Raw genomic sequence first — 22466 nt, forward strand, 5'->3', positions numbered from 1 at the left:
TGATAAATCTACTCAATCAATTCTAAATTCATCTGATCAGTGGTATGCCAGATAACTGGTATAGTTATATCCAAAATTTGAGCAATTTTTGTTCGATGTCGTCCATCTTGATAGCCTTCCTCGGAAACATGAATAGGGGAAGCTTGGCGTGATCGATAGGCTCCATATTCTTGAATCCAATAAACTAAACCCTCTGCCTGTTCCTCGTTATCTTCAGCAAAATTTTGTTTTATATATCGATACAGATCTGGGTACTCTTTTGCAAAATTGTGTGGAACCATCTTCCCTATTTCGTTATCCGATAATTTGGTTAGTAACCATTCCCGAGCCTTCCAGGTACAAGCAATATCTCTACATTTTTTGCATCCATTTATATAGTCTGGAACGACATTATCAACAATAGAACAACTTCCTGTTTTATCATTTTGACAGCGATCATCACCCTTGCCCTTACTAAATGGCTTAGGAAGGTCCTGTGCCTTTATAAGCCGCCGATAAGACCGAGACTCTTCACGACTTCTAATCTCAGCTAGTGGCAGTGAACCTGAAGACCATTCTGGACTTCCGTCCTTCCGAATGCGTATTTGAGTATATTCCTCTTTCCCAAAATTCCAATTTCGCTCTAAAAACCTGATGTTTGGATATTTAAACCCTCTTTTTCCCTTATCCTGTTCCAATACGCTAATTTGTTTATGTTCCAAAATTTGCTTTACGATAGCTGGAATGTAATACTCACAAGCATTTGTAACGCTAGTGCCGGATACGTTCTCAAGTACAACCGTAAACAGATCATCTGTTACCTCGTCCTGATCGTACAGTTCTACCCAACAAGTGGAAGGGGAATTGAAACCAAAAATAGTAAAGGGAAAATTATTCGTATTATACCATGCACCATGTCTAATATCATACATGATCGAACGAAGCATGTGCTTTTTAAAACGAGTGACATACTCTTGTGGATCTAGTGATTTTCCATGTCCTAAGTAATGCTTTCCTTCTTCGCTTTGGCAAAACCATTTCCAAATGTCATTCATTAAAGAGATAAAGACCTCCAATCGGAAATTCGAACTTCCGTAAGCCCCGTCAAAAGAACCGTGTTTTCGAATTGCATCCGTCATAGACTCCACATCAAGAGGATGATATGGAGATGGAGCGCCGATCAACTCACTCTCCGAGCAACCAAATGCCTTTGCAATTAGCGCAATTTCCTTTTCGTTTATTCGACGGCGTCCATCTTCTAGTCCTTCTAGTTGTCTAACGGGAATTCCTGTTTCGAGCGAAACCTCGTTTACTGTTTTACCAGTTTTCCTACGCATGTTCCCGAGGTCTAGTACTTTAAAAGGCTGAGACTCCTCTAAGCCAAGTACACGACGAATTCCTTCCTGAAGTACTTGCGAAAAGTTTATTCCTTGTTCGTCAGCAGCATCAGCCAACCATTTGTCTATGGTAACATTTTTCCGGATCGACTTATGTTCTTTTGCATCCCGCAGAGTAGCTAAATAAACAGTGAAAGATACCAGGGATGAGCCCGGATATTGATCTAGCAACACTTTGAAATCTGTTGCGGGTGGTATTTGTTCTCCATTTAATTCAATTTCAAGCAATCTTTCTGATAAAGCATGTTGAACAACCGGAGTTAGATCCCCCACGTCAGGGAAGCTGATTTCACAGTTAGGAAGGTCAGGAAAATTAACGGAATTCATGCTGACAATGCCCCAGAAAGTACAAATATTTTGCTTTTTCATAGAATCACTTTCCTTATATCGTATATTTTATTACTAACATTATAATGCGCATAAAAAGTGCGTGTCAATTTTATTGGTCGATAAAAAGAGCATAAATAATGCGCATTGAATTTAAATAGAAAGATTTATTGGAAAGTTTGCGAGAGGTTTATGCACGGATTCTAGAACAGTCGTAGTGTACATTAGAATGGTGAGGGTGGTGACGCAGAGAGGGAACTAGTTGAGAACTAATTAAATTGGGCTTATGCATTTAGAGTTCAGCTATCCATATTTAGCTGAGATTCATAAACAAATGGTCAATTCACGAGTGTGATGCGAATTGGGAAGATGACAGGGCTGAAGTGACTAGGCGATTGCTTGAGTAATATTTTTTCTTTATTTTCGAATCTTCAATCGACTTAGTGTATATTGTGAAATTCTCCACTACAAAAGTAAAGCATTGTAATTTATTGACGAAATTCGTTGAAGAGGGGTACATTTAATATAAAAGTTTGAAGGAGCGACCCTACATGCTCTCACATTTAAACGAAAAACAAATTCAACGATTAATTACTCGTTATTATGAAGGCGAAAAAACTACATTGTTAATTAATGAATATGAAATTAATGCTAGACCTAATGAGCTATATAAATTATTTCCACCACAGCAAGAAAAGACAATTTGTTTTTATTGCCAAGTCCCACTTATAACTGTATGGCAATCTAGGTCTTCATATCTAAAAACAGCTTCAAAATGTCCGAATTGTGGACATCAAGATAAAGTTGATTGTAATTGTAACAACTGTGCGAAAAGGAGATCGCTGACCAAACTTCAACAAGAGCAAGAAAAACGAGACAAGATAAATCAATACTACAAATTAGACCGACAGAAGCCTAAGTTACTTGGGGAAATATCTCTCCGCGACCAAGTATACTTAGCCGCGCTACTTCGTGCTGGAGTTGATGAAAATTTATCAATAATACTTCCTGTGGATTCTTATTTGGATCAATTGTCTCCAACACTGGATTTGACCAAAGAAATAGTGCTCAGCTTAGCAAATAAAAACATCATTTGTGTCCATCCGAAGTCACCCATTTCAGCATTTAAGGACGATTCTGATTTTCCTAACGTTTATTATGTTTATAAAGTCTATTATTACGTGAATGTTGATGCTGCAATTGAATCACTGATGAATCCTACCCCTTCATCTTTCAAACAAGATACCGAGTTTTGTTATGCAATCTGGAGGGGGATTTCGCTTGAGGAAATTAAGCAATATTTATTATATCGTCTAGAGAAAGTTGGGTTTCCTTTTACCATTGGAGAGAAGACAACGGCGGTGTTGGATGATTTGTTAAACCATTTCTCAACCGGACAAGTTCAAAGTTTAATTTATCGTGCTGTTGGGGATGCGACGCGTTATTTTCAGGAAAATAAAATCACCAAACAACATGCTGCAAATATTGTCATTTCAAGCTTGCAAAGAATGGGTGAACGTTCGGTATCGTCTAACTGGACAATAAATTCATTCAAACGTAACTATGATTTACCCCAAACGGCGATATCACAGGTAACATTTGATCGCATATTAGGAATAGGGAGAGATGGTTTTGAATTATGCCCGAACATGGACCTTTTTCTAGAAGGTCCAAGTGATTTAGAGGAATGACATACACTACGATTTATTAAGCAATAGATACTTGCCTATACAATCTGAGCATCGCCAGTACTATAATTTGAATCTATTAAACCATAAATAGATTACATGAAGCCCTATTCGGTATGTAAAATGCACCCTATAAGATGGACACTTTGAAAAAAGCCCATCTTATAGGGTGTTTTGTTTATAATGAAAAAAAAGAGGTTGGAGCGGAATTGTTATGACGAAAAGATTACTGACAAAGAAAGAACAAGAACTGCTAAAACGGAATCCAAATGTAATCGCTGTTAGCGAAAAGGCGATTACGTACACCGATGAATTTAAGCGCCATTTCATTGCACAAAATGAAATGGGGAAACTGCCACGAGACATTTTTGAAGAAGCAGGCTTAGATGTTGAATGTATTGGTTTGGAGCGTGTTCGTTCTTCCGGAAAACGTTGGCGTGCTTCGTATCGTGAAGCGGGTGTAGAAGGCTTACAGGATACACGTAAAACAAATTCAGGTCGCCCATCGGAACGTGAATTAACATTAGAACAAAAGATTGAACGATTAGAAGCAAAAAATCAATTGTTACGAGCAGAAAATGAACTGCTAAAAAAGCTCGATCTACTCGAAAGGCAGATGTTGAAAAAGAAATAAAAGTGGCACCAGAGCTGAAGTTTGAACTCATTTATCGGACGATCAGAACGTATAAAATGAAACGGTTAATCAGCTATCTATGCGATGTTATGGAAGTATCACGTTCTGGATACTACAATTACTTCTCTGAAAAATCAATGCAGAAGTGTGTAGCTAAAGCCAAAACAGATGAGATTGTAAAGGGAATTATTTTAAAGGCGTATCATTTTCGTGGACGAAAAAAAGGAGCACGCCAAATCAAAATGACGTTAGAAAATCAGTACAAAATGGCGTACAACTTGAAACGGATTCGCCGTATTATGAAGAAATTTGAGATCATCTGTCCCATTCGAAAGGCTAATCCAGCCCGTAGAATGGCAAAAGCAACGAAAGAACATCGCACATGTCCAAACGAATTACAGCGCAATTTTAAGCCAGGCGAGGCGGGAAAGGTGTTATTAACCGATATCACATATTTAACGTACAAAGGCAATAAACGTGCGTATTTATCGACGATTAAAGACGCACAGACGAATGAAATTTTGGCGTATGAAGTTTCTTCTTCGTTAAGTATAGGAATTGCGCTAAACACGCTTCGTAAATTACAGAAGCATCGCCATTTAACCAAAGAAGCCTTGATCCATTCCGATCAAGGCTTTCATTATACGAATCCACAATTCCAATCCGTAGTGAAGAAAATGGGATTAAGACAATCCATGTCACGTCGAGGCAATTGTTGGGATAATGCTCCCCAAGAATCGTTCTTTGGGCATTTTAAGAATGAAACGAATATCAAAGAATGCGAAACATTAGAAGAAGTAAAACGAGAAATTAAGAGTTATATGACGTACTACAATCATTATCGAGGGCAATGGAATTTGAAAAAGCTGCCGCCTGTAAAATACAGACAGCAGCTTCAACAAGTTGCCTAGTTTTTTTCAAAATGTCCTTTACAAAGGGTACACTTTAGTCCGGAATGGCTTTGTTTATATTTTGATCCAATCACCTAAAATGACTGGACCCTCAATCATAAACTTAAATTTCAAAATCAAGAGTACCCTTTTCGGTTAACTCAAACGGCCCAGGTGTAACATCTGCATCGAGTCTCTTTGTTCCGAAGAAATCGGAGTCAAAATGATATGGACTGCTGTCCGGCTCCTCAAACTTCATGTTGGCGTGATAAGTCTTTCCAAGCAGATCCGTGGTAACTAACATTGCAGAGGTTCTCCGAAGCAATTCGGGATCATGGATCTGAATGTGCACTTTACCTTGCGCAGGATCAATTTCAACGTTTATACCCTTCTGTGAATAGATCTTCGCATCCGATTCGTGACGACTTGGAACCGCATCGTTAAGATATAAATTTCCACCCATAGCCACCGGAAGAACGGCATTGCCTATAAAGATATCCTTCGCCGCATCGCCAAGCTCAAGAAGCTCCTCTTTAGTGTATTCCCACCATTTTTTATCTTTCACATCAGGATGTTGATCGTAGCCGCCAAGTCCCACAGCATGCAGATAACATATGGAATTGTCCGGAACACCATCCATGACCGTCTTCCCGTCCTCTCCAACTTCATCTCTTGGTTTAAGCGGAAGATGCTCAAAAAAGGTGATGGGCACAGGCTCCTTATTAGGATCATTGTCACCTATAAAGATATTGTTGTAGTACCTGTCATCGCCTCCAGTGATATTAGAGTATCCGGCCATAGCCGTTTCGTGAGGGAAGTGATATGGCGTAATACGAGTAATTTCGGAACGAACCACAAATCGGCCTGCAAACAAATTATGAGCAAATGCCCCGCCCTGGGCCATATTTCTGAAATTCATTGGAGAGAGAAATAGGTTATGATCGACCATATATGGACCATGGCAAACCTCAACGAAGAGGTCCTCCGAAAGATTGTCAAAAAATACATTACGGCTGATGCGAGTGCCCTGTGCCTGCCAGTCCAGCCAAAGCGCACGGTAACAGCTGTACATTATATTTTCGCTAATTTGAGTATCCAGGGAAGCATGAAGCTTAATTCCCGCAACTTCGGCACCATGTCTGAGTCGTTTGTGGTGAATATTATAAATACGGTTCTGATATATGCGGCTGAAGGCTGCTCCCATATGACCCACAATACCTGCCTGTTCACAGTCATGAATTACATTACCTCGAACAATGTGACTGCCGATGTTATCTTTATGCCAGCCGGAGCGTAATGCATGTAAAATAACCTCCTGCTCGCGTTGAGTACCACCTTTACTATGCTTCTCCAAAGACTTGGTGTGCCCTGTGCCGATTTCGGTACCCAGGCTAATACCAACGCATTTGGATTCGCTGATTATATTGTTTTCAATAATCCAGCCCTTGCTCCAGTGAGGTCCAATCAAACCTTCCTGGTATTCTGTAGGTGGTGCCCATTGGGGGGAGGCCTGACGAAGAGTAAAACCGCTTACGGTGATGTAGTTAATTCCCGGTTTCTCAGGCCAGAAGCAATAAGGACGTACATTAATTTCTACATTTTCCTTACGAGGATCTTTTCCACCAAAGTTGGCCCAGATTTTGGTTGTCGTAGAACCAACCTCGGCATACCATTTTAACAATGAATTCTTGGGATACTTGGCTTCGGGCCAAACTTCAGGGTTGTGAACGCTTTCAACACTATTGCACTCATATAATGATTTGCCATCCAAATAGACATCGCCGAGATGAACCGGGAAAGGCCCGTCAAACAACCAGTCTCCACTGAGCTCTACCTCATAGGGATTGCGAATGGAAAAGAGGGAATTGAGCACTTCTGTGCTCCAAACATGGTCTCCTTCAGAATTCCAGTTGGTAATCCGCTCAGCTCCTGTAATCACTACTTCTCCGTCTCCTGCGGATCGATATACGATTCTATGCTCCGCTGTTCCCCCATTAGCCGGGTTAACCCACTCTCTGTATACTCCCGCATGAACAATAACTGTATCACCGGCCATGGCATGAGCGGCAGCGCGTGATATGGTACGAAGGGGTTGATCCGCTGTTCCTTTTCCTTGATCATTCCCATGTATGGATACATGATATTCCATAACAACTCTCCTTCTATTTTAAAATGTTTGTTGTATCCCGTTATTATACTAGAAAATAATTATAATGGCAGAGATAGGAAGGTGTATGTTAGCCTGAATTGATATTGATAAAAGCTAAACCACATCCACTACCCTATGAAGTTGTGGATTTTTGCGTATTAAAGTCTTCTAGCTATTGTTAAAAGCTATGACTAGCCATGCTTTTTTCATATAACAAGCATCCCTTTCCATCATGCTATACTCATTAGACTAAAAAGTTAGAAGGAGAAATAGTTATGATACCATTTCGTAATGATCATGTAGGTAGCTTTCTACGTCCTGCAGATTTAAGTCAGGCACGTGAACAATATAAATCAGGCAACATCACATATGAGGAATTAAGAGCTGTGGAGGATAAAGAGATTATTCGAATTATTGAAAAGCAAAAGGAAAATGGCGTATTGGCAGTTACGGATGGTGAATTCCGCAGAAGCTGGTGGCATTTTGATTTTCTGGGCGGCTTGGATGGCGTAGAGTTGTATGAGCAAATAGACGGACCAAAATTCCATAATATGCAAACGCGTAAGGGTGGGATTCGTGTTGTTGGTAAAGTTGATTTCTCGAGTCATCCATTTGTTCAGGATTTTGAGTTTTTGAAAAAGCATGCAGGTGACACAGTGGCGAAACAGACCATTCCAAGTCCAAACATGCTTCTATATCGATTGGAGAATGACGCCAATATATATACGGACCGGGAGCAATTCCTTCAGGATACGATTGCGGCGTATCAAAAAGCCATTCAAGCCTTCTATGATGCAGGATGTCGATACCTGCAATTAGATGATACAGCTTGGGCAGACCTATTCTCAGACGCTGGTCACGATAAGTTACGTGCTAAAGGTCTGGAACCGGCAGAAGAGTTGAAAACGATGCAGCGAATGATTAACGAAACTTTGGCTCATAAACCGGCAGATTTAGTTGTGACGATGCATATTTGTCGTGGTAACTATAAATCGAACTATTTCTCAACGGGTGGTTATGACTACGCTTCTGAAGTTATCTTTGGAGGCTTAAACGTAGACGGATTATTCTTAGAATTTGATGATGAGCGTTCAGGTGGTTTCGAGCCATTAAAATATGTGAATCGAAAAGATTTGAAAATCGTGCTTGGTTTACTCACATCAAAAACAGGCGAGTTAGAGGATAAAGAACACATTAAAGCTCGGATTGCAGAGGCGGCAACCTATGTACCACTTGAGCAACTTTGTTTGAGCCCACAATGTGGTTTTTCGTCTACAGAAGAAGGCAATATTTTAACGGAAGAACAACAATGGCGTAAACTTCGTTATGTGAAGGAAATTGCAGAAGAAGTTTGGAATTAATCCATCTAAATAACGGAGGGGATCCAAAATGACGATCCAAGCAGACCAAGAGACAATTATAGTTGAAGCGTTCATTAATGGTCAAAATGTAAAATCCCTTTCGCAGGTAGCAAAAGAGAATCCGACAAACCCAACTGAGATCGTAGGTTATTTCCCTGTCACTACGAAAGAACAAGCGGTTGAAGCGATTGAAGCAGCGGCAGGAGCTTTTAAAACATGGAAGCATACCTCCATTGATGAACGCATTATGATGATGCGCAAGGCGATCGAGAAGATTAGAGCAGCTGAGAATGAAATTGTACATTTGCTGTCTAGAGAGCATGGCAAGCCCCTGTATGATGCACACGGTGAAATTTATGTTTCGTTAATGTGGATGGAGTTTGCTTGTAATGAAGCTAAATCGGCTCTACAGGAAGAGATCAAAGAGCATGAGAATGGTAAAACGATTCTTTCCTATGATCCAATTGGTGTGGTGGCTGCGATTAGTCCATGGAACTATCCCATTGCGTTATCTACGATTAAGATCGCCCCTGCCTTACTTGCGGGTAACACCATTGTGCTTAAACCAAGTCCATATGCGCCACTGGCGGCAGCGAAAGTGGCAGAGATTATTGCGAGTGAGTTCCCGGCTGGGGTAATCAATGTCGTTCATGGTGATGCGGATGTGGGCGTTGAACTGACTAGTAATCCTCTTGTTACTAAAATCGCCTTTACAGGTGGAACCGCAACAGCTAAGCATATTATTAAAGCGGCTTCGGAAACGATTAAGGATATGACGCTTGAGCTTGGTGGTAATGATGCGGCTATCTTCTTGGAAAGCTTTGATGTTCATGATGAGCGAGCAATGCGCCGGATTGTCATTTCTAATTTCTTGACAGCAGGTCAGATCTGTATGATCGCCAAACGTGTGTATGTGCACCGTTCTATATATGATGAGTTTGTGGAAAAATATATAGAGGCGGCTAATCGCTGGATTCGAATTGGTGACCCATTTGATTCAAATACGACAGTAGGTCCGGTTAATAACCTGAAGCAGAAAAATTATGTGCTTGGTTTGGTTGAAGATGCGCAAAAGCGTGGGGCTAAGATCATCCCTCTCGGTCAAATTCTTGATCAGAAGCTGTTTGAACAAGGTTACTACCTACAACCTACGCTTGTCTTGGGTTGCGATGTTCATGATCCGATTGTAGTGGAGGAACAGTTTGGTCCTACGGTTCCGATTCTTCCATTTGACGATGAAGAGCAGGTTATTCATCTACACAATGAAAGTGTATATGGATTGACGAGTTCTGTGTGGGGGAAAGAAGAGGATGCCATCTCCGTTGCACGTCAACTCGAAGCTGGAACGACTATGATCAATACAGCTGCTGTGCAGGGGCTCGATGTTCGGTTCCCTTTCGGTGGGGTTAAGCAATCTGGTATTGGCCGTGAATACGGCGTGGAAGGTATCCGCACGTATACAGAAAAGCATGTCATCAACGTTCCAAAGACACTGGATCTTCCTTATATACCCGAATAAATCTTATAGAGGTTGTACAAAAAGGCTCTAACTTTGCGCTTTGTTTACTGATTTTTAAGAATCAGTAGACAGGGCGTTTTTTTGTCAGATCAGTTTGACAGTGGTGACTTTTTTAGAGAGAAAATACCCCCACATCTGATGGAGGTGACGCTGAAAAAATAAAGAAGCCACTCCATTGATGGAGTGGCTTGATACTCAGCTATTATACGGTGAACGGCGGCTATTTTCTACCTAGTGTCTCCCAAATTCCATGGAGCCAGGAATCGAAATCAGCATCTTTGTCGCCCTCGTAAGTATCATAGATATCCAGACGTGTCTTTTGCAATTTTTCCTTGAATTGCTCGAACGTGTGACCTTCAGGAAGGCTTTTTTTAATCCGCAGCAAAATTTTGTTAGTACCTTTAAACAGCTCACCTTTGTTTTTGGCAGGCATTTGTACATCTTCATCCAACTGCTTGAGCTTGTGATATGCGGCTTCGCGCACTTGAAACACTTGATCATTTTTCAAAACATGCTGCAGCAATTTAATGGTAGGGGCTGTATTCCAGTTCCCCAATTCGTTCACCGCATTCAGTCTTTCTCTCCAGCTTGACGTCCGGTTAGCCGCTCGTTTGAGCTCTTCAAAGTTCTCCGGTAGTTCGTTAACTGCTCCAATATCATGGTTGTTCGTCAAAATTCAATCTCCTTAATCATCGCCATCTCGGCAGAATGATGAATGTTATTTATGTGATCACTATTATAGCACGAACCTGACTAAACTACTCCTATGAAGCCGATTGGTTAGCCTTTTCCTTAATGAAGTCCACCATATACACCCAACCAATCAGTCCGCATAAAACAAAACCAAACGCATGCAAAGATCCATAAATGGGAATAAAATTGAGTATGGTTAAGGAGTACATATTTTTCAGTAACGGATAGAAGATGGAAATGACAACAACCGTGTAAAAGGCTAGACAAGAAAGGCCTAAAAAGAAGGCTGCCTTATTATCCAAAGCATTTTTCCTCAAGTAAGTAAGGAGATAAGCGGTGTAAACCACAATATTACAGGCGAACAAAGTGACACCGACGTATTCAATTGGCTTGGAGAAAATCATACCAATAGCAATCAAGATTGGTCCGATGATATCGAGGGCAACGATCCAAGGATACCAGCTTTTCTTCGTCATGATGCGTCCCAGTGCACCAATAAAAATCGGAACGATCGCAGATGAGAAATGGAAGTGGAGCGAGCTTAACGCGTGCGTTGAAGGATTAGCTTGGAACAGGTTCAATTGATATTGATATAAGGTAAACCAAATGCCCCCGATAAAAAAATAAACGAGCCCTGCACCAATCGCTATTTCAGCTGCTTTTCCTTTAGAGATTACAATCGTGGTCAAGCCATAGATGCCAAGCAGCAGTGTGAACAGTAGCCATCCAAGAGACAGAATCCCTGGGATTTCCGTACTTTCTAACACCCACATCTTATTACTCATTACCGAGGCCAGGGTAAGAAGCGCAGCGGGAAATTGAAGCCATTTCATAGCAACATAAATCATTTGTTGATGTTTATTCTTTTCATCATGGTTCAAAAGTAAAATCACAAGAGGTACAATGACAAAAGCCGCAAAAAGCAGAAATTTTTCAACAAGTTCGAATTGGAAGTAATCAAGTGAAAATATCAGAATGGTTATGATTCCACCGGGAAACACTGGTGCTAATAATGATTTCATTCGTTGCTTCAAGGAACTATTCATGGGGTTTCCTTTCTAACTACGTTTATCGTAAGAACTACCCGTATCCAGTTGTGTAGCATTCTTTAGTATAGATCGGCAATTCTTCTTTTAGTAGTCTAACACATTTATTTGTCAATATATGAAAATAAGCTTATCTTACTGCGGTTGATGGAGTCATGGGAAATAGCCTTTCGCTCTTCAAAGATTTTCACCATAAAGGAGCTGTGGTATCAAATGAATAAGGATAAAAGTATAGAAATGAAATACTCTTCAAAAGCAGGGGACATTCTACAGCAGATCAATAGTAAAACTAAGCTAGGCGAATTACGAAAAATCGCAAAGGATATTAAAAAAGATCACGAACTAGCTATGGAACTTTGGTCGACCGAAGCGTTTTTGCCCAGACTATTAGCTATTTTAATTATGGACAAAAAACTTCTTTCACAAGAAGTGCTTAATAAGTTTGATAAGGATATGCAGACTCACACTTTTGATGAGCGAAATAACTTAATGGATTGGTTAATGGCTAATCAGCTCACCAAAGACAAGAAGACCATTGCATTGATGGAGTCATGGGAAAAAAGCCCTTCTGCTCTTCAAAGGCGAGCTTTTTGGTATTATCAAGCGCGATTGAGATGGACCGGACAAACGCCTCCTGATAACACCGAGGACTTACTATCTGCAATTGAAGCTAATATTACGCAGGAAGAGCCGGCAGTTCAGTGGGCTATGAATTTCATTGCAGGCTGGATAGGCATTTATGATCAAAAGTATCGTGCACGTTGTATAAAACTTGGTGAGAATACAGGTCTTTATAAAGATGAAATGGTATCAAAGGGCTGTACTCCTAATTATTTGCCAGAGTTCATTGCAATTGAAGTTAACAAACGAAATAAGAACTGGAAGCCTTAATATGGAAAAAGGATCTGGAAGTAAGCTTCCAGATCCTTTTTTGCTTGGAGGGCAATTTTAAAAGTTTTATGACACTACTAATCACTATAATTGGTGTGAAACCAATTTTTTAACTCTTCGCTCATTATCTCAAATTCCGTCTCGGTAGTCTTTGGATGCAATTCGATTCCTCCAGATGGTCCGAAAATAACGATGTCCAGGCTCGTTTCATCTGTAAATGTAATTTTTCCAGCATTGTTCGATCCAAAAGCATCACCTGCATCAAAAGGTCTAAGTTCTGCATCTTTTATCATTTGGATAACCGTATTTTTTTCTTCTTCGCTTAATATTTCGGGATTAATCATGCCGATACTGATTTCTTTTACTTGCCCTGCATCAAGTTTCTCTTTAAATTGTTCTGCCCATTTGCTGTCCGCTCCGCTTCCCGTGGAGCAACTTGAAACGATCAGTATAAAACCGACAATCACCAAGACAATGCCTGAGATCCGTCCAGTACTTAGTGCTAAATCACTTGGCTCCGCATCTTTAAACTTCCATCCCAGTCGAATATACCAAGCAAAGTAAGGCCAAATTGCCATAATTAATCCTGTTAATAAGACTAAAACACCTATGATACCTGTCAAACAATCACATCCTCTATATGTTAAGTATTAGTCTAATATAAAAAACAGTAAGAACACCACTCTATTTCTTTCATTATTCTTTCATAGCGCTCTGTTAATATCCATAGAGGGTGATGACTCTCGGATCTGATCAAAAAGTATGCTCTGGCGTTGCCTGAATCAAAGGGATGAAGGAGAGAATACATATTGTTATCGTTTAATTGGAGAAAGATGGATTATCTTGTTATATGCTTCGTATTGTTGTTCAGCACAATCGTTCCATTTGATGTTCGATCGGCTTATGCTGCAGGTCCTGCTTCACCTGTTAAAGTAGAGAAAATAGACGCAGGCGGTCTTGCTTCAATGGCGTTAAAGTCAGATGGGACGTTGGTGGCCTGGGGGAGAAACGACTTTGGTCAACTAAACGTTCCCTTAGGTTTAAGTGAAGTTGTAGCAATCGATGTTGGGTATTTCCATACACTTGCATTGAAATCGGACGGTACTGTTGTCGGCTGGGGTAACAATAGCGTTGGTCAACTAAACGTGCCAGCGGGCTTGAATGATGTGGTGGCTATCGCCACAGGAAGCAACCATTCACTTGCACTGAAGTCAGACAACACGTTGATCGGCTGGGGGAACAATGCCAACGGTCAAACCAATGTACCCGTGGTTGTAGACGGAGTAGTGGCGATTGCTGCTGGTAACCTCCATTCGCTTGCACTGAAGTCAGATGGCACGGTGGTCGCCTTGGGAGGCGATAATGTTGGTCAAACTAATGTGCCTGTAGGCCTAGACGGAGTAGTGGCGGTTGCTGCAGGAGCATCTCACTCACTAGCGCTAAAGTCAGATGGCACGGTGGTTGCCTGGGGAGGTAATAATGGTGGTCAAACCAATGTGCCCGTAGGCTTAGAAGGAGTAGTGGCGATCGCTGCAGGAGAAGCTCATTCACTAGCGCTAAAGTCAGATGGCACGGTGGTCGCCTGGGGGGAAAATATTAGTGGTGAAACCGATGTACCAACCGACTTAGAAGGAGTAGTGGCGGTCGCTGCAGGTCATTTACATTCGCTTGCCTTAAAGTCAGATGGTACCCTAGTTACTTGGGGATATAATCAGGATGGACAAATGAATGTACCTGGGAATGCCAATCTGAGAGATCTTAAGCTAGAGGAAGGGAATTTCACGGAATCCTTTGATCCTGCAGTCATGGACTACACGTATTATTACGACGGTCAATCGCTGTCCAGTGTAGATGTAACGCCGACAATGGCAAGCACGGACCAGACAGTTATGTACGTAAACAATGAGCTGCTGCCGGACGGCAACACCAAGACGATAGATATCTCGGGAGCAACCACGGATACGGTCATTCCTGTTCACGTGAAGCCCTATTTGCTTCCGGGTCAAACGTATACCATTACTGTAGCAATCGATTCAACGTCTCCAGAAGTGCAGTTCGGTACGAATGGTCGTGTTGCCGCGGCGAAAACCGCAGTAAGCCAAGTGAAGGTCAGCGACATACAAAGCGGAATAGATACTGCTTCACTGCAATATGTGTGGACGCAAAGTACCGTCGTTCCGACAGGTGGCTGGTTGCCCTTCAGCAACAGTGATAACTTGAGTCAGACTAGCGGAAATGGCAACTGGTACTTACACATTCGCGCAACAGACAACGTAGGGAATGTTAAGGATGCGATTTCCAATCCTTTTCTACTGGATAACACAATGCCGGTACCAGCACCGAATCCAATAGATCAAGGGGGTAATTCGTCTGCTCCGCCTGCAGTAACCTCATCTCCATCTAACCAGGCAGCTTTAGCTAAAATAAATGTTTATAATTCCGGAAAGGCTTTGGAATTATCTCCTAATTTTACATCCAGGACTATGGATTATACAGTAGAGACAGATGCTGAGCAGGTGGAGTTGGAAGTAACTTCAGTCCATTCCAAGGCGGTTGTTAAGCTAAGGGGAGAACGCATAAGTGAGATGGCGACCGTTCCTTTGGCGATGGGTGCCAATGTGCTGACACTTACGGTTCAAGCCGAGGATGGAACGATCAACACGTATACCGTAACGGTTACCCGTATTACCGATGATGAGGATAATGCGTCATCAGCTCCGGTATGCCGGCTCACGGATATCGAGAATCACTGGGCAACATCCGAAATTTGCGAGGCAGCAGAATTGGGTATTGTGGAGGGGATAGATGCCTACACCTTTGTACCAAGAGGCAACGTAACAAGAACGGAGTTCGCCGTTATGCTGATGCGGACAATTCAGATCCCGATACGTAACGAATCAAGTGAGGTGTCTTTCAGCGATGCAGAGAGCATCCCGGCATGGGCACACCTGACGATCCAGACAGCCGTAGCCGAGGGAATTATGCAAGGATATCCCGATGGAACATTACGGCCGAAGAAAACGGTAAGCCGTGCAGAGATGGCTACGATGGTCTCCAAGGCCATGAAGTGGAATGCTGATCGTACGGCTAACTCTTATTTCTCTGATAATACAAGCATTCCAACATGGGCCAAGGCATATGTCGAAGCTGCTCAGGAGCACGGACTTCTGAAAGGGCAAGCGGGTAATCGATTTGTTCCGGAGGGACGAACAACAAGAGCCGAAGCAGCGGTTGTACTCTTGCGACTTTGGAAATCTATACATTAAGCAATAAAGGACTGACCCCTGATGTCATTAGATGACAACAGGGGTCAGTTTTTGTTGAAGCCTGATAGGAGATATGCTTGTAATCCATAATTCCCTCTACTATTATGGATAGAAAAGGCATAAGGTGTCTATTTTCTTAATTTAAATATAAAGGGACCTGATGTATGAATTCCACTGTAGAACTTATCCTGATGATTGTTTCATTGATCATGACGGGTATCATCTTACTCACTGTGTACGGGTTTAGACGAGAGCGCGGAGTAATCTACCTCGTAGGTTTGATCGTATGCCGAATGATGTACTCAAGCAGTATCATTCTGGAGAGACATAGCGATGTATTTATGACTAAATTAATTTTTCGCAATATTCAGAATACGACCCAAAATGTAATGGTCCCTTTCTTGATCTTATTCGTTTATCACTTAGTCGGTCGAGACAAGCTGCTGAAGAACCAATGGAAGATCCTATTGTTTGCCGTATTTGTATCGTGGTCGTTGCTTATGTGGCTTGACCCAAACTTTCATATTATATATCTGACGATTGAGCTTTATAATGGCCACCTAGTCACAACAAAAACCCTCTATTCTAGAGCATTCAGCCTCATTTGCTATAGTGCAGTGGTTATATGCCTCTACTATTTATTTCAGTATGTAAGGAATATTAGGAGTGATTATCGTAAGCCGGGAATGTGGGTTCTCCTTCTGGCTACATTACCGTTTGTCCTGGAGATTATCAAATTTGTGAAGCCTGAGTGGTCATCATGGTTACTTCCATTAACAGTTTACTGCGGATCTACAGGGACAATTATGCTGGTGATTATTCTGAGGATTAAGTTCTTCTCTACCGTTCCGATTGCCAGGAATATTGTGCTCGATACGTTGCAGGAGAGTATTGTGATTGTGAATGGTTCGGGAAAGGTCATCGATAACAATAATCGAGCTTCACAATGGTTCTCAGAGTTGGGCTATACCAATATTTCGGGTCGGAATATATCGGAAATCCTAGCTTCCTGGCCAGAATGGTATAAGCTGAGCAAGTCTATGCAACCGGGCAGTGTAGAGATTGATAAGTGGCTGGATGGAGAAAGAAAAATATATAGTGTAAACGTATATCCATTATATACACTGGGTAAGGCACAGGGTAATATTTCTCTTATTTTTGATATTACAGAGAAACAACGGCATCTGGAGCAGATGGCACAGTTGAACCAGTTGAAGGATCAACTGTTTACAATTATATCGCATGATATTCGCAGTCCGCTAGCGCTGCAGTTTCAACTCGTGGAGTTACTGGAGGCGGACAGGCAATCCTTCGCTGCGGATCATCAGGAGATCATTGAGCAGCTGGGTGACCAGATTCGTAATACACTTGGAATGGCTAATAACTTGTTGGAGTGGTTTCGCAGTCAGGTTGAAGACATGACACTTCGTCCAGAGTTACTGGAGCTTTCGGAGGTTGTTGAGGACTGTTGTCATATGTTACACATTAAAAGTGAGAGTAAACATATCAGCGTGATGAATAAGATTGCTATAGGCACCCATGTATATGCAGACCGGGAAACAGTTGGTTTAATTATTCGTAACTTATTAACCAACGCCATCAAATTTTCCGAATTGGGTGGTTTAATCGAAGTGTACGCTCAGTTGTCAGGAGACATGGTGATCGTGTCCGTTCGTGATAACGGAGTAGGTATGGAAGAGGGGCGAGTTCGTCAGCTATTTAACGAGAAGCAACTCAACTCCATGGCGGGTACATTAGGTGAAAAAGGGGCAGGGCTTGGACTGCTCGTAAGTCGGCAGTTCGTACAACTAAGTGGTGGAGATATGTGGGCAGAAAGCACGGTGCAACAAGGAAGCGTATTTCACTTCACTTTGAGAGGCGGAACAGAGAGATGAAAGTACTCATCGTTGATGATGAGCCTGCCATGCTGTTGGCAATGAAGCGGATGCTGTCGAGTATGCAAGATGTGGAGATTGTCGGAAGCTTTCAGAATGCGGCAGAGGCACTCGATTTCGTTAAGAACAGGGAAGTGGATCTCGCATTCCTGGACATCCAGATTGCTACGGACAATGGATTAGAGCTTGCACGCAGCTTGATCTCAGTTTGTAATGATCTTGACATTGTGTTTACCACTTCGCATGCAGAATATGCGATTCACGCTTACGATGTTTATCCGTTGGACTACATGGTTAAGCCGATTTCCAGAATGCGACTGGCTCAGACGCTCACTAGGGCGGCCAGCAGACGCAGATCTTCTTCTAATCTTGCTGACGACATTGCGCCTAATCGGCTGACGGTTTATGGACTGAGTTGCTTCGAGGCTAGCAGCAAACAAGCGGGTGCAGTAAAATGGAAATCCAAAAAAAGCATGGAGCTATTTGCCTATCTGCTTGTTCATCAGGGTCGAAGTGTAGCCAAATCCCGAATCCTGGAGGATCTCTTCCCAGGGAGGCCTCTCAAGCAGGCGGAAGTGTACTTGAATACGATTGTCTATCAGCTTAGAAAGGTGTTATCCGAGCATGGGTTCAAGGAGATGATCCTATCAGCGCAAGAGCAATATCGGGTAGATTTAGATCAAGCCGATGTTGATTTTATTCGATTCGAACAGACCATGTTGGAGTTATTCGAATTCAATATAACTAATGAAAAAGCGGCCATAGCGTTAGAGAAACAGTTCTTAGGCGAGTTGTTTGAGGGTAAATCTTTTGATTGGGCGACAGGGGAACGTGAGAGATTGTTAACTTTGTACGTTTCCTATGCCAAGCGTCTTGCAAGCTGGTTGCTGGAACGGAATCAATATAATGAAGCAGCCCGCATTGCCAGAAGAATTGTATCCCGCAATGAGTTTGAGGAAGAGTCAACATTGCTGTTATTAAGTATATTGGGAGCCATGGGAGATCGAAAATCACTACATAACCACTATGAGCAATATACGCAATTACTGCTTCATGAACTTGGATTACAGCCTTCGCTGTCTATTCAACAGCAATATGAACAATATCAATGATATCTTCCTGATAAACAAAAAAAGAGCCACACAGCATGCGGCTCTCCATCTAATTTTAATGCCCGCCCGTATTGGAAGCCCAGACAGGAATCCAACTGTTCGGATAATTGCTATTGGTCAGGGTTGTGTTATAGAGAACTAAATTCCCATCACTTTGCATGACCAGTGTATCACCTGTTGTGTTAGCCGGTAAGCTGCTCCCGTGATGACCTGGAATCCATGAGGTGGTATTGGGAGACCAAGCAGCTACCTGTACAGAAGTATCGATCATCAAAACTTTATCCCATCCCCAACCGGTGTAATATTCGAATTTACCTGTAGCCGGGTTGAAACCATAACGATAACCATATTGGTAAACGTCTTGATATTTCATGCCATATTTATACATGACAGGTTTCCCGTACTGTGATTCAAAATTGAATGAAAGAGCCCCACTATTACTAGTTCCGCTACTCCAGAGAGAAGAACCATTTTGATAGATAACAAAATTCCCGTCATTTTGCCAGATGGCTGAGAACCTGCCATCTTGGGAGGTGAGATAGTCACCCTTTGCCATGCTTTGGCCGATCGTGAGCTTATCTCCAAGATAGCCAGCAGAAGCCGTTGCTGGTACGGCAAATGCAAGAATTAACAAGCAAGCCATAAGAACTCGAAAAGATCTGGGAAAAAGTCGTTTGTTCATTGGACACGCTCCTATTTTTCTTATAATGGTTACAGTTAAATGCATAGAACAACAAACCCTTACAGTTATTGCATGTTTCTGCGTAGCATTCAGTCAGGAGCGGTGAGGTAACACGTCCCCATCTGGTGTAAAACGGGAACTAAGATCTAAAATGCTCCCAACGGTCACCTCCTTTAATAGAAGTGTGAAAATCTTTGATACATATTATGTAATGGGATGTGTGTGTTTTAGGAGATGGAAGCTAAGTGTTCTGTAGTAGAGGAGTTATATCATCAAGTGAAAATGCATACTTTATTTTCCATTATAGCAACAAAAAATATAAAAGCCATATTTTTCTATATGAAATTTTGAATCTATTACTTACAACCAATGCGTTATAACTTCTCGTCTCCTGAGCTAGAAAAAAACCTATTATTCGATTGAATAAATTGAAGCTAAACACTAATTTTGGTGCAGATCGAGATATAGGTATTCATCTCCTCTATCAATCTCTCAACTTTTTACACCCATTTTATATATTTAATGATTTTTATGAATTAAACTATGGTAAAATATCTCAGGATCTAAAATTGGAGAGGGGTTTTTTCATTCATGTTTTGGAAAAAAGTTTTGGGTAAAAGCACACTGCGTGTAGCTACCGCTGCACTATTACTCACGCAACTATTGGGCGCAGCAGGTTCTGTCTCTGCCGCAGGTAACGATGTAGAAGTACACTTGATTGGAATCAATGATTTCCACGGTCAGTTAGATACCACATCAATTGTGGGTGATAAGAAGGCAGGAACGGCTCCAATTCTAGCAACCTATCTCAAAGAAGCTCAAGCCAAATATGAACACTCCCTACTCTTCCATAATGGAGACTCTGTTGGTGCATCTGCTCCAGCCTCATCTTTGGATCGTGACGAGCCTACCATGGAATGGATGAATATGATGGGCTTCGATGTAGGGTCCTTAGGGAATCACGAATTCGACCAAGGTGTCGCTGCTTTAAAGGCACAGATCTTTGGTGGCCTTGATCCAAAAGAAGGTAAGGTAACACATGCCGGTGCAAAATTTGATTACGTCAATGCAAACGTGATTGAAACTGCCACAGGAAAAACATTGATTAAGCCGTATGTGATTAAAGAAGTGGGCGGAGTCAAAATTGGATTTATCGGACTAGTGACGAAATCAACACCTGCCAAAGTATCTCCATCTGGGACAGCTGGCGTACGTTTCTTAAGCGCAGAAGAAGAAGTGGAAGCCGTTAATAAATATGCCAAAGAATTGCAAGACCAAGGTGTAGAAACGATCATTGTTTTGGCACATGATCCAGCAACAACCAAAGAAGGCGTAACCACTGGAGAAGCAGCTGATCTGGCAAAAGCTTTACCAGCGGACTCCCCAGTTGACGTTATCGTTGCAGGTGACAATCATGCTTTGGCTAACGGTGAAGTGAATGGAAAGTTGATCGTTCAAGCTTATTCCTATGGTACGGCGTTTGAAGATATCAAACTGATGATTGACCCTGCCACCGGGGATGTAACTGAAAAATCAGCGACTGTTACAACGACTTTCCAAGAGGGTGTAAAAGAAGACCCTGAATCTTTAGCTATTATTAAAAAATCATTAGACAAGCATCCTGAGCTGACGAAGCCAGTAGGTACAACGGATGGTTCTGTTACCCGTACAGATGCTTATAATAACGAAGCCCCTCTAGGTAACCTCATTGCAGATTCAATGCGTGAAGCAGACTTTGGGGATAAGGCCAGTGCTGCTGACTTTGCATTTATGAATCCAGGCGGTATTCGTGCGGATCTGCCACAAGGCGATGTGACCTTTGCTGATCTTGCCAAAATCCAACCGTTTGGTAATACTCTAGTAAAACTTGAGCTGACTGGCGAACAGGTTAAAACCTTGTTGCAGCAGCAATGGGGTACCAATGCTGACGGTACACCTAATACCAAAACACTCCAAATCTCTGGTTTGAAATACACTGCAGATTTCAATAAGCCAGTCGCAGAACGCGTTACTGGTCTTAGTCTGGAAGATGGAACAACGATTGATCCTGCAAAAACATATACGGCTGTAGTTAACAACTTTATGGCTGCAGGTGGAGATAACTATAAAGTGCTGCTGGATGCTAAATCATCCCTGGCAGGTCCTATCGATCTGGATGTATTCTACCAATACATCGTAGACACGTATAAGGGCGGTAGCATCGAAGCTAAAAATGAAGGACGTATCACAAACCTGGCTGCATCTACTGAGCCAACAGAAACACCTGTAACAACAGAAGTCATTTCTCGTGCTGAATTTGTAAGTGCTCTGGTCGACATGTTGAAACTTAACGAAGTAGCTACAGCACCTGCATTCAAGGATGTTGCCGCTAATGCTGCATATGCAGATGCGATTGCTGAAGCTATGCATGCTGGATTCATTCAAGGTTTTGGTGGAAACTTCTATCCTGATCGGGATATCACGCGTGAAGAAGCTGCTACCATTCTTGCTAAATTGGTAAAAGATCAAGCGACTGATAAAGACGCTGCTACAATTATTGCTAGTTTCGAAGATGGTAAATCCGTGTCTGCCTATGCAATTAAACCTATGGCAAAACTGATTGACAAAGGTATTTTTGCTGGAACAGATAAAAAATCACTTCAACCTAAACTAGGTCTGACTACTAACGATGCAAAAGCATTAATTGAAAAAGCTGTTGCAGCAAAAGCTTCATAATGTAGAACTTATTCAAACTTTATATTAAAACAGAGAAACACATCCTATCGGGCGAATGAGCATTCCTCTACGGATAAACCCTCTCATCAAGTAGTTCTTTAATTGGTGAAAAGGGTTTATCCAAGAGAATGCCATATCCCAATTTAGGATGTTTTTTTTATGCTTAAAATCCACGATTCTATGGAGAAATCTATGTCTGAATTGGCTCTATGGTTTGGTTAC

At 41.9% G+C, this 22466-nt stretch carries 15 protein-coding genes; 9 read left to right on the forward strand and 6 right to left on the reverse strand.

The features are described from left to right. Nucleotides 1-8: 8 nt before the first annotated feature. Nucleotides 9-1745 carry a helix-turn-helix transcriptional regulator gene (locus MHB71_RS25465; RefSeq protein ID WP_340027974.1) on the reverse strand — a complete coding sequence of 579 codons (1737 nt, stop codon included), beginning with the start codon at nucleotides 1743-1745 and terminating at the stop codon, nucleotides 9-11. A 509-nt stretch (nucleotides 1746-2254) separates the two neighbouring features. On the opposite strand from MHB71_RS25465, the gene MHB71_RS25470 reads away from it, so the two are divergent. Next, complete coding sequence (locus MHB71_RS25470) at nucleotides 2255-3394, forward strand: hypothetical protein (protein WP_340027975.1); 1140 nt, start codon at nucleotides 2255-2257, stop codon at nucleotides 3392-3394. Between the two features lie 211 nt (nucleotides 3395-3605). Beyond that, nucleotides 3606-4936 (forward strand): IS3 family transposase gene (locus MHB71_RS25475; protein WP_340027976.1). Its coding sequence is split into 2 segments (ribosomal slippage): nucleotides 3606-3987 and nucleotides 3987-4936, totalling 1332 coding nucleotides; the frame shifts between segments, so codons are not numbered across the junction. Between the two features lie 103 nt (nucleotides 4937-5039). On the opposite strand, the gene MHB71_RS25480 is transcribed toward MHB71_RS25475, so the two are convergent. Continuing rightward, nucleotides 5040-7064, reverse strand: coding sequence for a right-handed parallel beta-helix repeat-containing protein (locus MHB71_RS25480; protein ID WP_340027977.1), 2025 nt, complete (start codon nucleotides 7062-7064; stop codon nucleotides 5040-5042). A 275-nt stretch (nucleotides 7065-7339) separates the two neighbouring features. Here MHB71_RS25480 and MHB71_RS25485 point away from each other — a divergent pair, with 275 nt between their 5' ends. Together MHB71_RS25485 and MHB71_RS25490 are read left to right on the forward strand one after the other, a co-directional pair. Continuing rightward, complete coding sequence (locus tag MHB71_RS25485) at nucleotides 7340-8425, forward strand: 5-methyltetrahydropteroyltriglutamate--homocysteine S-methyltransferase (RefSeq protein ID WP_340027978.1); 1086 nt, start codon at nucleotides 7340-7342, stop codon at nucleotides 8423-8425. Nucleotides 8426-8453: 28 nt separating this feature from the next. Then, nucleotides 8454-9944, forward strand: a complete 1491-nt coding sequence (locus MHB71_RS25490) for an aldehyde dehydrogenase family protein (protein ID WP_340027979.1) — start codon at nucleotides 8454-8456, stop codon at nucleotides 9942-9944. Between the two features lie 220 nt (nucleotides 9945-10164). Here the strand turns inward: MHB71_RS25490 and MHB71_RS25495 are convergent, their stop codons facing one another. Together MHB71_RS25495 and MHB71_RS25500 are read right to left on the reverse strand one after the other, a co-directional pair. Then, nucleotides 10165-10617 (reverse strand): HEAT repeat domain-containing protein, encoded by a 453-nt coding sequence (locus MHB71_RS25495; RefSeq protein WP_340027980.1) that lies wholly within the window; start codon nucleotides 10615-10617, stop codon nucleotides 10165-10167. A 91-nt stretch (nucleotides 10618-10708) separates the two neighbouring features. Next, nucleotides 10709-11683 (reverse strand): YndJ family transporter, encoded by a 975-nt coding sequence (locus MHB71_RS25500; RefSeq protein ID WP_340027981.1) that lies wholly within the window; start codon nucleotides 11681-11683, stop codon nucleotides 10709-10711. A gap of 213 nt (nucleotides 11684-11896) precedes the next feature. Between MHB71_RS25500 and MHB71_RS25505 the strand changes: the two genes are divergently transcribed. Continuing rightward, nucleotides 11897-12574, forward strand: coding sequence for a DNA alkylation repair protein (locus MHB71_RS25505; protein ID WP_340027982.1), 678 nt, complete (start codon nucleotides 11897-11899; stop codon nucleotides 12572-12574). 77 nt (nucleotides 12575-12651) lie between these two features. Here the strand turns inward: MHB71_RS25505 and MHB71_RS25510 are convergent, their stop codons facing one another. Then, nucleotides 12652-13197 carry a DUF6199 family natural product biosynthesis protein gene (locus MHB71_RS25510; RefSeq protein ID WP_340027983.1) on the reverse strand — a complete coding sequence of 182 codons (546 nt, stop codon included), beginning with the start codon at nucleotides 13195-13197 and terminating at the stop codon, nucleotides 12652-12654. Nucleotides 13198-13383: 186 nt separating this feature from the next. Between MHB71_RS25510 and MHB71_RS25515 the strand changes: the two genes are divergently transcribed. The 3 genes from MHB71_RS25515 to MHB71_RS25525 all read left to right on the forward strand — a co-directional run bounded on the left by MHB71_RS25515 (nucleotide 13384) and on the right by MHB71_RS25525 (nucleotide 18847). Then, nucleotides 13384-15840: an S-layer homology domain-containing protein gene (locus MHB71_RS25515; protein ID WP_340027984.1), complete on the forward strand. Its 2457-nt coding sequence runs from the start codon at nucleotides 13384-13386 to the stop codon at nucleotides 15838-15840. Nucleotides 15841-16031: 191 nt separating this feature from the next. Further along, complete coding sequence (locus MHB71_RS25520) at nucleotides 16032-17735, forward strand: ATP-binding protein (protein ID WP_256721356.1); 1704 nt, start codon at nucleotides 16032-16034, stop codon at nucleotides 17733-17735. Beyond that, nucleotides 17732-18847 (forward strand): response regulator, encoded by a 1116-nt coding sequence (locus tag MHB71_RS25525; protein ID WP_340027985.1) that lies wholly within the window; start codon nucleotides 17732-17734, stop codon nucleotides 18845-18847. The genes MHB71_RS25520 and MHB71_RS25525 overlap by 4 nt, the downstream gene beginning before the upstream one ends. A 55-nt stretch (nucleotides 18848-18902) precedes the next feature. On the opposite strand, the gene MHB71_RS25530 is transcribed toward MHB71_RS25525, so the two are convergent. Then, complete coding sequence (locus MHB71_RS25530) at nucleotides 18903-19529, reverse strand: hypothetical protein (protein WP_076320161.1); 627 nt, start codon at nucleotides 19527-19529, stop codon at nucleotides 18903-18905. Between the two features lie 591 nt (nucleotides 19530-20120). Here MHB71_RS25530 and MHB71_RS25535 point away from each other — a divergent pair. Continuing rightward, nucleotides 20121-22244: a 5'-nucleotidase C-terminal domain-containing protein gene (locus tag MHB71_RS25535; protein WP_340027986.1), complete on the forward strand. Its 2124-nt coding sequence runs from the start codon at nucleotides 20121-20123 to the stop codon at nucleotides 22242-22244. The last annotated feature ends 222 nt before the right edge of the window (nucleotides 22245-22466 follow it).

This window comes from Paenibacillus sp. FSL H7-0940 (assembly GCF_037979415.1).
GTDB lineage: Bacteria > Bacillota > Bacilli > Paenibacillales > Paenibacillaceae > Paenibacillus > Paenibacillus amylolyticus.